7 protein-coding genes are annotated in these 12,604 nt (G+C 58.0%); 4 read left to right on the top strand and 3 right to left on the bottom strand.

Annotated elements, in window-relative coordinates; translation table 11 throughout:
• Positions 1-69: 69 nt before the first annotated feature.
• Positions 70-972: an SMP-30/gluconolactonase/LRE family protein gene (locus tag TBK1r_RS07465; protein WP_145208591.1), complete on the bottom strand. Its 903-nt coding sequence runs from the start codon at positions 970-972 to the stop codon at positions 70-72.
• Positions 973-1,263: 291 nt separating this feature from the next.
• Here TBK1r_RS07465 and TBK1r_RS07460 point away from each other — a divergent pair, with 291 nt between their 5' ends.
• On the top strand, positions 1,264-2,286 hold the full coding sequence (locus TBK1r_RS07460) for an SPFH domain-containing protein (RefSeq protein WP_145208590.1): 1,023 nt from the start codon (positions 1,264-1,266) through the stop codon (positions 2,284-2,286).
• 64 nt (positions 2,287-2,350) lie between these two features.
• Positions 2,351-3,238, top strand: a complete 888-nt coding sequence (locus TBK1r_RS07455; RefSeq protein WP_145208589.1) for an SPFH domain-containing protein — start codon at positions 2,351-2,353, stop codon at positions 3,236-3,238.
• Between the two features lie 140 nt (positions 3,239-3,378).
• On the opposite strand, the gene TBK1r_RS07450 is transcribed toward TBK1r_RS07455, so the two are convergent.
• Both TBK1r_RS07450 and TBK1r_RS07445 read right to left on the bottom strand, forming a co-directional pair.
• Positions 3,379-5,760, bottom strand: coding sequence for a PVC-type heme-binding CxxCH protein (locus TBK1r_RS07450; RefSeq protein WP_145208587.1), 2,382 nt, complete (start codon positions 5,758-5,760; stop codon positions 3,379-3,381).
• Positions 5,757-6,986: a c-type cytochrome gene (locus TBK1r_RS07445; protein WP_145208585.1), complete on the bottom strand. Its 1,230-nt coding sequence runs from the start codon at positions 6,984-6,986 to the stop codon at positions 5,757-5,759. Before TBK1r_RS07445 ends, TBK1r_RS07450 begins: the two co-directional genes overlap by 4 nt.
• Before the next feature lie 469 nt (positions 6,987-7,455).
• On the opposite strand from TBK1r_RS07445, the gene TBK1r_RS07440 reads away from it, so the two are divergent.
• Complete coding sequence (locus tag TBK1r_RS07440; RefSeq protein WP_419581089.1) at positions 7,456-9,024, top strand: efflux RND transporter periplasmic adaptor subunit; 1,569 nt, start codon at positions 7,456-7,458, stop codon at positions 9,022-9,024.
• Positions 9,021-12,281, top strand: a complete 3,261-nt coding sequence (locus tag TBK1r_RS07435) for an efflux RND transporter permease subunit (RefSeq protein WP_419581088.1) — start codon at positions 9,021-9,023, stop codon at positions 12,279-12,281. The genes TBK1r_RS07440 and TBK1r_RS07435 overlap by 4 nt, the downstream gene beginning before the upstream one ends.
• Positions 12,282-12,604: the final 323 nt, after the last annotated feature.

The following is a 12,604-nucleotide window of genomic DNA, read 5'->3' as shown; positions in this document are numbered from 1 at the left end:
GTGGGTGGCACCATTTAGATGAGGGGTGAAGTGAATGGTGGGTGGCACCATTTGGGAGAGGTGGTGGGGTTATAAACCCTGAACGGCCATTTGGATGGTGTAGACGGCGTCGCCGGCGGTGATGAAGAGGTGGTCGTTGTGGGGGCCGGCGAAGGTGACGTTGGCCGTCCAGCCTTTGCGGACCGGAATGGTCTCGATCAGGTTGCCGGAAGGATCATAGACGGTGACGCCTCGGTTTCCCGTCAAATAAACGTTTCGATGCTCGTCGATCGTCATTCCGTCGCTGCCGGATTCGCAGAACAATGATCGCTCGCCCAACGAACCGTCTTCCTTGATCGGGAACTTGTAGGTCTTGCGCGCGCCAATGTCCGCGACATATAGGACCTTGTTTTTGTCGTCGCCGATGATTCCGTTGGGCTGGGTGAAGTCCCCGGCGACTTGGGAAAGCGTTCCGTCGGGTGAAAGTCGATAGACCCCGCGAGGGCTATCGGCAGGAATCTCTTGCGTCCAATAGGGGCGTTTGTAGAGCGGATCGGTGAAGTAGATCGCGCCGCGACTGTCGACCCAGCAGTCGTTGGGACCATTGAATCGCACACCGTCGTGTCGGCCGACAAGCACCTGATGAGTCTTGTCCTTGATGTTGATACGCCACAGTTCGTTGTTGCCGTCGGCGCAGGCGATCAGCTGGCCCGGCGCGACGAAGTACAGCCCGTTGCTGCGGCCGCATGGCGAAAGCCAGTCCGTGGTCGTGCCGCTGGCGAATTCGTAACGCACGATTCGATCGTTCGGCTGGTCGGTGAAGTAGACGTCGCCGTTTGAGTCTGCCGTCGGACCCTCGGTGAACTGGTAGCCGCTGCCGACTTTGACCACCTTCGCATCTGGGGCAATGATTGGGGATTCCGCCGACGTTGGCGCGACGGAAACAACGAAGAAGAAAGCCAAACAGGGGAACAAGAGGGCGCGTAAATGCATCGTCGAGTCGGTGGGAGGCGTTCGAATTGGGGAGGTAGTCGGCGGATTTTAGTCGATAGGGATGGTGTTGGGCAAAACAATGGAGGAAATCGATGGGAGGCAGAATGATGGGGTGGCAGGACAATACGCGTGGAATTGTCGACTTGTCTGAAAAAAATCGCCCTTGAAGGTGGGAGTTGAGGCCCATTTTGGGTGTTGCGGGGAGGAACGCCCCGCCCGCGCTTAAGCGTGGGGTATCTTTGGACTCAAGGTACCGGTCCCACTTTTCGCCCAATCACACCAAGCACGGCTATGTCATTTATCCTCGGACTGATGATGGGCATCATCATCTACAGCTTCTTCCGCTGCATTGTCGGCGGTTTCTACACGGTCAGTCCCGATCAAAGGGCGATTGTGACGAGTTTCGGGAAGGCTCAGCGATTAGAAGGGATGCAGGTCACCGGCGGTGACACGGATTCTGACGGCTTGAGTGACGAAGAACACCAACGGTACGAATACCCTCAAGTCCGTGTCGTTGGCCCCGGCGGTCCCTATTTCAAAATGCCATGGCAGGACGTCCACAAGGTTTCCGTCGCGACTCAGGCGGTCGACCTTTCGTGGGACCCCTCGAAGGCCCAGGACACGATCGAAGCGGTCACGAAGGACAACCTGACGACCGGGATCAACGGCCAACTCCGCTATCGAATCAGCGAAAGCAACCTCTATCCCTACCTGTTCGGCGTGGCCAGTCCGCTTGAGCACGTGATGGGTTATTTCGTCAGCGTGCTTCGCGAGCGAGTCGCGAACTTCGTGGATCCGAAGGGCCAAACGCTGCTGGTCGATGCGGATGTCGACGAAGACGCAGGCGAGCAAACGTCACCGGCGATCGACCTGTCCGAAGGTGTCTCGATCAACGACTTGCGAAAAAACTTGCCGCTGCTGAATCAGTACATGGAAGAGCAATGCCGTTCGACGACCGGTCGCTATGGAATCGAACTCGACGCGGCACTGATCACCGAGATTGATCCTCCCGGTGAAGTCGATCGCGCGTTGTCGGCGATCAACAGCACGCGAAACCAAGTCGCCGCCGACCTCAGCACCGCGCGGGCCGACAGCGAGCAGCAGATCACAATGAGTGCACGGGCTGTGGAGATCGCGACGAACAACGCACAAGCAGAGGTCGCACCCCTTCGTGAACTTGCCCAAACGCTGACCGAGATCAAAAAGGAAGGTGGCTCGTCCTGCCTGCAAGCCTATCTACGGAACGCCCGGATTCCGCTTTACTCCGTCGCCCGACGTGTGATCCAGACCACCCAGGCAAACACCGGCGGTTGAGACACGATTGGTACCGGTTGGCATTCGAAACTGAAAACACAACGATTATTAATAGGGTGATACGATGGGATGGTTCGGCGGCGGATTTATCTTCGGCTTGATGTTGATTCCAATTCTGCTTGGCTTCGCACGCTTCTTCGGGCTCTATGCCTGCGTCGGCGAATGCAAGGCACATGTCTTTACCTTGTTCGGCAAGGTGATCGGGACACTTGACCAACCGGGGTTGCAGATCCCGGTGTTCAAGTTCGGCCCTCGAGCCTTGCTGGTGCCGTTCTTCGGCAAGTCCTACGTCGTCGACACGTCGCTTCGTCAACATTACCTACGGAGCCAGATGGTCAATTCGGAAGAAGGCACGCCGATGGGCGTCGGTATCTGGTACGAGATGCGGGTGACCGATCCGGTTTCGTATCTGTTCACCAACGCCAATCCTGATGGTTCGCTGCAAGCCAACGTGACCAGTTCGACCATTTCCACACTCAGTAACTTGGAAATGGAAAAGATGCTCGAAGACCGTCATTCGCTCAGCCGGACGGTTCGCAAAACGGTCTCGCCGTTGTCAGAGAAATGGGGATACACGCTGGGATCGGTTTACATTCGTAAAGTCGCGTTCACCGATCGGCTGATGGTCGACAACATCACCGAGAAGGTTGTCAAACGACTGGTTCAAGTGACCAGCGCGATGAAGCAGGACGGAGAAAATCGCGTCGGTCTGATCAAGAGTGAAACCGCGTTCCGGGTGTCACAGAAAATGGCCGAAGCGTCCGCGTCACGCCCCAAAATCGTCGGCAAGGCGCTCAACGAAATTGCCGCCGCCGACCCCGAAATCTTGAACACCGTCTTGACGGTCATGGAAGTCGACACGCTGATCGAGTCCAACGCCGAAGTCGACTTGCTGCCCGATTCCAGCAACGTCCTGATCCAAGTCGGCGAAGGTGCCGGACGCGAGCGGTAAGCTGGTGTTGTCGTTTTGAGCGTGTTGCGATCTTTGGTTCTGCTTGAGCGGTTCACTCCGGGGGATGGGAGTTGGCAGAATGATTCGGGGCAGAATGATGGTGGCAGAATGATGGGGTGGCAGATGGGTGAAGCGGTTGGTTATTGACTGACCAATTTGACTTCGTTCCAGTAGGCCCATTCGTTGTGCCAGTCGTTGGCTCGGTTCTCCAAAACCAGACGGATCTGGCTGCCGGCATACTTGGACAGATCGACGTGGACGTCCAGCCATTCGTCCTGCGAAACGGTGCTTGAGCTGATCGTCTGATCTGCGAGAACGTCTTTGCCTACCAGGACTCGCAATTGCCAATCGCCGTGCGGGTGATGGCTGACGCGCATCTGCAAGCTCGTCGTTTTGCCTGCGGGAATTTTGACATCGCGAATCATTCGACAGGGCTGGTTGCGATCTTTCGGATGCGTCTGCATCGCCGATCGGTTACGGAAAACTTTGTGGTGCACGATGCCTCCCTCGCCGACGTTGCGGACATCAAATCCCGGCGCGACTCGCGCCACCACGCGTTGCCAATCGGGGTCCGATCCCTCAGCCACATCTCCCGTCGCCAATCGTCTGGCCACAAACTCTTGCAAGTTGGAAAGCTTTCCGTTGACCGCGAGTGCCAACGCCTGTTCCGGGAATTCTGGCACCATCGGTTCGAGCGCGAACCAGTACATCCGTGCCAGGTTGTTATCTGTTGCATCTTCGGCGTGCATCGCCAAGGCCTGAAGGATCGGCCAGCGGTCGGCGTACGGCAGACGCTGGACGGCAGACGCCAAATAGAGCCGTACCACGGGCGATTCATCCTGTTCTGCCATCGATTCGAATTTTCTCAAAACCGTCGCGTCCAACCCGGTCTGTGACGATTCGACGTCCGCCAGAAAGAAGGCGTCGACCGTCGTTTGCTCGCTCAACAATTGGATCGTCCAGGCGCGAACATAGGGATCGCCATGATCGAGCAACATCGTCAGTTCCTCAGGTGTCACCGAACCGGTCACGTGGGCCGCCCACAAGGCACGCAATCGTTTCGGCGAAGTGTCGGCCTGATGAAACATCCGAACCAACTGCGTCTTGGCGTTTGATCGATCGAGCGTTCCGGCGGCGGCCCGAGCATGCAACAACACGCGCGCCTGGCGAACGTACCAATCGTTGGCATGCCATTGCATGGCGATCAACTCACTGTCGGAGAGCGATCGTAGATTGGGGCGGTCAATGGGGGCCGCTCCTTCGGGCATGATCCGATAGACGCGTCCGCTTTGGGGAAAGTTAATCGCATTGCCGCAGATGTCGGTGTCGTGCCAATCCAGAATGTAGACGCCGCCTTCGGGGCCGATCTCGACACTGAATCCGACCCAGGCCAAATCGTTGGTGGGCAGGAAATCGTCACCATGTTTGCCGATAAAGCTGGAACCATTGGGCACCATCACGTCGGTCAGGACGCAGTGCTCGTGGATGTTGCACATGAACAGGCGGTCGTGATATTCCTCGGGAAACGCATCGGCCAGATAAAACCTTGCCCCGCCGTGGGCGGACAGGTGCGTGTGATCGCGGATCGTTTTGATGTCATCATAGATATGCGGATTGATGTGCGGACGACTTTGCTTGGTGTAGACGCCGCCCTGGACGACGTGAAACAGGTGCGGGATGACGCAGCAAGTGGCGAATCCTTGACCGTGTTTATCAAAATCGAAACCCCAAGGGTTCGAGAGGCCACGGGCAAACACCTCGTACTTTTTTGTGACCGGGTGGAATCGCCAAATTCCGCCGTCGATGAATTGACGCCGTGAATCACTTTCGCCGGGACGGCCCACGCGCGACTGAGTGAACACCCCGTGGCATCCATACAGCCATCCGTCCGGCCCCCAGATGAAACTGTTTAACGTTTCGTGGCGGTCGTTGATGCCCCAGCCGTCCAGCAGCACTTGCGGCGGTCCGTCGGGTCGATCATCACCGTCGGCGTCGGGAATAAAACTAAAATTCGGCGGCGAACCCACGTACACGCCGCCGAAGCCGACCGCGATTCCGGAGGTGAAGGTCAGGTCGTCGGCAAAGGTTTTCTTCTTGTCGAAGACGCCATCGCTGTTGGTGTCTTCCAGGATCTGAATCCGGCTGACTTTGTCGTCGGTGTGTTCGCGGCGGGTGCGGTAATTCAAATTTTCGACCACCCACAAGCGGCCGCGGTCATCGAAGCAGAACGCGATCGGTTCGGCCAAGTCGGGTTCGGCTGCATAGATCGAAACGTCAAACCCTTTCGGGATCGACATTTTTTTGACCGCTTCGTCCGGTTTCAAAAACGGTGCGTCGCTGGTCCGGTGCTGTTGTTTGGGCAGCAGTTGTTGAGCGGTGACGGCGGCTGGGAAACAGAGCAGGATTGCCAATGAGAGGCAGATGCCTGGGAGCGGTGTCGTTGGGGCGTGGGCCCGTCGGCTAACGCCAGACGGCTGATCGAGTTTTAATTGCTGACTTGAAATTGTTTTTGTGATGATCATTGGGCCGCCTCCACTTGCGATTTCGTTTGCATGTATTTGACTAGATCGAACAGGTCCTTGCGGCTCAGTTGATCGAGCTGCCCTTCGGGCATCATGGACTTGTCGGACACCTTTCTGGTTTCGATGTCTTCTTTGGCGATCACCACCCTTGGCTGATCGACCGTCTTGAGCACAACACGTTGATTGTCCTCTTCGGCCAACACTCCGGTTAGCACGCGTCCATCCACGGTCTGGATCAACTGGGTTCGGTAGCCTTCGGGGACGTCCCCGCTGGGATTGACGCTGTTTAACAGAAAGTAGTCCAAATTGGCTCGATTGGATCCGGTCAAGTCTGGTCCGACTTTGCCGCCCGTTCCGTACATCAAGTGACAGGCACCACAAGTCTTCTGAAACACCACGCGCCCACGGCCCGCGTCGGCACTGGCTAACGCGTCATCGGTGATCAACCGCTTGTACTTCGCAATCGTTTCACTCGTATTCTTATTCAGTTCAGGAATCTCGCCGTAGACCTCCGTAAACTCCTTGCCGAGAATGTCCCGTAGGGACCGGGCGATGTAGGCGGGAATGTGTTCGCGGGGGACGACCTGGTTTTTGATTCCGCGGACTAATTCCTTCGCGTAAGCTTTTCGCGTCGCGAGTGTTTCGATCGTGGCACGTTGTGCTTCGGGAGTGGCGTCGGGGTAGCGATCGAGCAGGATTTTGGGGGCGTCTTGTTTCGCGATGACTCCGTAGGCGCGAATCGCATCAAGTCGAAGCGCGTCGATCTCCAACAACTCTTCTAATTCGTCGGCCAGTCCCTCGTCGCGCTGCGTTACCAACGAGCCGAGCGCGGCCTGACGCTCGGACACGGGCGCGTTGGAATCCCGGAGTGTCGCCAGTGCGCGCTCGGTTGCCGCGGCGTCGCCAAAAATCTGTGACAGGAGATTGGCGGATTCTCGAATCGAAGCATTTTCACTACGGGACAATTCCTTCGCCAGCACACTCCATCCTTCCGGCGCTTGGACGTTTCGTCGGCCTTCCAGCCCCCGCAGCATGCCTTTCATTAACGAAGCCCGCACGGTGTCTTGATCGGTTTGGCGAATCGTTCGAACGAGCAAGGAGAGTGTTGCGGATTCGTCAGCCGCGATTGCGGTGGTGGGAGCGGTTAGCAAAAGCAGGACGGCAAGCAGTGCAATCCGTCTGAGACGCACGCGGGAATCGAGGCTGTGCATGAAAAACGGTTTCATCGGGTGGGGAACGGAGGCAGGTCATTGGCTCTTGGGAGCATGATTGTAGTAGATCCTCTTCCGGGATGGGGGAGAGCGATCGGGCAGAACGATGGGGAAAAAGGCAACGCTGTGAAGCATTTATTCCATGCGTTTGACGAGGTGTTAGCGGCAGGGCGCAAGCCCTCCGGTCCCTCATCGTTCCCGAAACACCGGAGGGCTCGCGCCCTACCGCTAAAAAATGCTTCACAGCGTTGGGAAAAAGGGATGGCAGAATAATACAGGGCGGAATGATTGGCGTAGCAGATCGGTGGGAAGGAGGTGATGGCTGGTTGCACCCGCGATGTCGTTGTGTCGGTGCGGGCGACGTGGTGGGAGGGCTAGAACGTGAAATTCGTGGACGTCCGCTACTTGAGCTATCATGTGGGGTTTCAATCGAACACGATTGCACCGCCGCGTTTACAGCTTGAAGATACTTCGGGTGTCGTTGATGAATAAATGGTTTCCGGCTCTTGGGCAGACCTTCCTTTCGATCGCCATTTTGGCCTCCGGTGTGGGCGGATTTTTTCTGATGGGGACGCCCGAGGTTCCGGTCCAGGAACCCGTGCCGGCGCCTCCCCCGCTGGTGGTCGCCCAGCCCGCAGTGGCACACACCGAAGGCATCTCGTTTGACGTCGATGGCGTGGTCGTTCCATACCGCGAGATCGATATCACGGCTCAGATCTCGGGTCGAGTTGAGTACAAGTCGGAAGCGTGTCGGAGTGGCCGCACGGTCCAAAAAGGCGATGTATTGCTGCGCATCGAACCGGACGACTACGAGCTTGAGGTCCGGCGTCTGACCGAAGAGCTTGCTCAGGCCGACGCGATGCTTTTGGAGCTGGATGCAGAAATCACCTCGTCGGATAACCAGATCGAATCGTCGCGTCAGCAATTGGCGATCGATGTTCGACAGTTGAAACGCAGCGAAGATTTGATGCGTCGCAGTGCCGCGTCCGACACGGAAGTCGACAGCGCACGCCGGGCCGAGCTGACGACCCGCAATACCCTGCAATCGCAAATCGATCAGCGGAACTTGCTGATCCAACGGCGGCTGCGAATGGAAAGTGCCAAGGCACTCGTGCAGGCGAATCTGGACAAGGCGAAATTGAATCTGACCCGCACCGAAATTGTTTCACCGATCGACGGCGTTGTCGTCAGCGAAAGTGTCGAGCAAGACGGATACGTTCAAGCCGGAGGTCCCGTCGTCGTGCTGCAAGACACGTCGCAGCTGGATGTCAGCTGCAAACTGTACATGCATCAGATGCACTGGTTGTGGCAGAGTGATTCGGTGGACGGCTCGGCCAAGGGCTATGAACGCGGCTACGATTTTCCCGAAACCCCGGCCACCGTCATTTATTCACTCGGTGAAGAAGACTACGCGTGGCGAGGCGTTGTTGATCGTTATGACGGGGCCGGCGTGGATGCCCAAACACGCATGGTGCCGTGTCGCGTGCACGTCGATGACCCGACGTCGGTAATGAAGCTGGGCGACATGGAATCGACCAGGCGTGCCGAAGCCTTGGTGGCGAAGCCGTCGAATTCGAATCCCGTCACCGACGACGCAACAGCGGACGATGCGCCAAGTCTTGGCGCGGAAATCACCGCCGATAGCGTCAATCTGCAACCGCCCACGCTGATGACGGGCATGTTCGTAAAAGTGCGGATTCATGCGGCGCCGCCGATTCCGTTGGTCCGGTTGCCCCACCAGGCGATCCAGCCCGGCAACGCGGTCTGGATCGTTGAATCGGGGAAGCTTCACAAGAAATCGATTGCGATCGCCAATTCGTCTGAACAGCACGTCGTCGCCTATCAGCGCAGCGGCGGACTGCGCGCCGGCGATCTGATCGTGACGTCACCGCTGGCGACACCTGTCGAAGGGATGCCGGTCAGCACGTCGGCTGATGCGGTGACCGGTGCGGGCCGACGCGGACCACCGGGTGGCAAGGCTAATGCAGCTGCAGACGGTGGCGCAGCAGGCAAACGTCCCGGCGGCTCGACTCGTGGAGGGCGGCCCCAATGATGAAGTCCATCGTCCAGGCCTCGATCAACAATCGCGCCGCGCTCAATCTGTGTATGGTCGCGATCATGATCGTCGGCTGGTTCTGCTTGCGGGCCATGCACCGTGAATCGTTTCCCGAATTTGAACTCGACCGGATCACGGTGACGGTGCCGTATCCCGGGGCGGCGCCGCAAGAAGCGGAACAGGGGATCGGACAGAAGGTGGAGGAAGCGGTTCGTTCGATCGAAGGAATCAAAAAGGTCACGACGGTGGCGATGGAAGGTTCCTGCACGGTGTTGATGGAGTTGGTTCCCGGAGCACGCTCTCCGGATCGCATCTTGGACGAGGTCCGCTCGGGAGTCGATCGAATCCCCAGTTTTCCGTTGGAAGCCGAAGACCCGGTGGTCACGCTGGTCACCAATCGACGACCTTCGATTCGCGTCGGCGTGTTAGCACCTGAGTGGTCACTCCGAAACGAAGACGACACGCTTTCTTCGTCCGCGGAGTTGGATTTGCGAGAGGTCGCCGAGCGGGTCCGCGACGACCTGCTGGCGATTGAATCGGTTTCACAAGTCGACTTCCTCGCCGCACGCAACTACCAGATCGACATCGAGATCCCCGAACAGACACTTCGGGCTCATGGGCTGACCCTGCGTCAGACGGCAGAAATCATACGGCGGGAAAACCGCGAGCTGCCGGCCGGTTCGATTCGCAGCCAATCGCAGGAAGTATTGCTGCGTGGGAACAATCGTCGTACCAGTGGCGACGAATTGGCCGAGTTGCCGCTGGTCACCGAGTCCAGTGGTGCGGTGTTGACCGTTGCAGACCTCGGCACGGTTCGTGATGAGTTCACCGACGCGACGGCAATCAACGTGATCAATGGACAACCTGCGTTGGCGCTGTCGGTCGAACGTAGCACCTCGGAAGACTTGTTCGTGATGATCGACGCGGTGAAGAGTTATGTCGAGCAGGCCGAATTACCGACCGGATATCAGCTGATGACGTGGAGCGACGAATCGGTCGAGGTCCGTGGCCGACTGGATCTGTTGCTCAACAACGGGGCACAGGGATTGCTGATCGTTTTTACGCTGTTGCTATTGTTTTTGGATCCGAAGTTGGCGTTCTGGGTGGCGTTGGGAATCCCGTTCGCCATCCTCGCCTCGGGGATCTTTTTGTATTGGACGGGGCAAACGTTGAATCTGATTTCGATGTTCGCGTTTGTGATGGCGCTCGGCATCGTGGTCGATGACGCGATTGTCGTGGGCGAAAACGTCTTCGCCCACCGGCAGATGGGCAAGTCTCACATGCGAGCGGCAATCGATGGAACGGTGGAAGTGATCCCTTCGGTGACGACGGCCGTGTTGACGACCGTGGTCGCGTTCGCACCATTGCTGTTCGTCAGCGGGACGATGGGGAAATTCACGGCGGTGATGCCGGCCGCGATCATCGCGATCTTGCTGGTGTCACTGATCGAATGCATCACGATTCTGCCCTGTCACCTGGCACACGAAGACAGCACCATTTTTCGGATCTTTCACGTCGTTCTGTACGTTTTTCGGCCGCTGCTGTTTGTCGCTCAAAAACTGAACGTGGCGGCAACGTGGCTGTTGGGCCGATACATCGACCGCATCTACAAGCCGACGCTGGAGTGGTCGTTGGGCAATCGGTCAATCGCAGTCGCCCTCTGTTTTGCGGCGTTGATCTTGACCGGCGGTTTGTACCGATCGGGGATCATCCAATTTAACTTTTTTCCCAGGGTTGACGGCAACACGCTCAGTGCAAACGTGGTATTTCCCGACGGGACACCGGAAAGCGTGACGATCGCGGCGACCAAGAAGGTCGAGGATGCGTTCTGGCGAATCGCCGATCGCTATGAAAAGAAGGGCCAACCCATTGCAAAGACGTCCTACCGTGTCGTCGGTGCCTCGGTGCAAGGCGGCGGACCCGGTGGATCTCCCATGCCGTCCGGTGGCGGCGGTCACAAGGGCAGCGTCGAAGTGGAACTGGTCAATGCGGAAAGCCGCGGCGTGCACAGCCGAGCGATCGTCGCCCAGTGGCGAGAAGCGGTCGGGACGATCGTGGGGACCGAAGAACTGACCTTGGGTACCCGTTCGTTTGGACCGGGGGGAACGCCGATCGAATTTAAATTGCTCGGCCCCTCGCGAAGCGTCGCTGAGTTGGAAGCGGCGGTGATCGAGTGCAAGGAAAAACTGGCCAAGTATCCCGGCGTTTATGACATCAAGGACGATTCGGTGCCGGGCAAGTGGGAATATCGTTTTCGCGTCAAACCCGAAGCGTTTGCGATGGGCGTGCGGACGGCGGATTTGGCCGAAACCGTGCGCGCGGCCTACTACGGTGAAGAAGTCATGCGGGTTCAACGCGGACGTCATGAAGTCAAAATCATGGTCACCTATCCGCGTGACGATCGCCGGTTGTTGGCCAACTTTGACGAGGTCCGGGTGCGGCTGAGTGACGGAGTGGAACGCCCGATCACGGAACTGGCCGAGATCGATGTGGTGCGAAGCTATTCCGAAATCAATCGGATCGATCAGGCCAGGTCGATCACGGTGTCGAGCAACTTGGACGAGGAGACCGGCAATGCGGAAGAGATTGTCGCGGATCTGCAAGCGGAGTTTATGCCGGGATTGTTGGCCAAATACCCCGACGTGCGAGTGCGATGGGAGGGCCAGCAGGAGCGGCGTGCGGAGTCGATGGGCAGCTTGTTCAGCGGGTTTGGTGTGGCGTTGTTCGTGATGTACATCTTGCTGGCGATCGAATTCAAGTCCGCGGTGCAGCCGTTGTTGGTGATGTTGATCATTCCCTTTGGGGCGCTCGGTGCTGTGGTCGGGCACCTGTTGATGGGATTGCCGCTGACGCTGTTCAGTTTTTACGGAATCATCGCGTTGACCGGGATCGTGGTGAACGACTCGATCGTGTTGATCGACTTTATCAATTCCCGCGTCAGGGGCGGGATGCCGATCGGTCAAGCGCTGTCTGAATCGGGGGTGCGACGGTTTCGCCCCGTCTTGCTGACCACGATCACAACGATCGGAGGATTGGTTCCGATCTTGATGGAGTCGTCGATCCAGGCGCAGATCTTGATCCCGATGGCGACCAGCATCGCGTTCGGAGAATTGTTCGCCACCGTCGTGGTCCTGTATCTGGTTCCGGTGACGTACTCGTTGTACTGGAGCGCCGGCGGGCGATTGGTTCACGAATCGGAAGACGCCGGCGAAGAGTATCAGAGCGATGAACCGGCCGTGCCCGTTCCGGTGTGAGTCGCGTTCCTGTGTTCCACGAACTTTTAGCGGTAGGGCGCAAACGCAATACCGCTAAATCGAGATTTAGCGCCGCGCGGACGCTGCCGCTCTCCTTTGACACCAATCGGAGTGATGCTTGTGAGCGGCAGGGCCCTGCGTTTGTCTAAACCTTGTCGATTGAGTGGTATTGGGAGCAAGCGGGCTTGAATCGACAGGCCACAGGCCCTTCGGTTTCTCATCTCCACCAAACCGGAGTCCTCGCGCCCTTCCGCTCTAAAATGCTTCACAGCGTTGCCTGACGGGGGCGCAGCGTCGGATTGCTGTGCTCCCATCCGCGGGTC

The organism is Stieleria magnilauensis, from assembly GCA_007753675.1.
Lineage (GTDB): Bacteria > Planctomycetota > Planctomycetia > Pirellulales > Pirellulaceae > Stieleria > Stieleria magnilauensis.
This window is presented reverse-complemented; position numbering and strand designations above follow the sequence as displayed.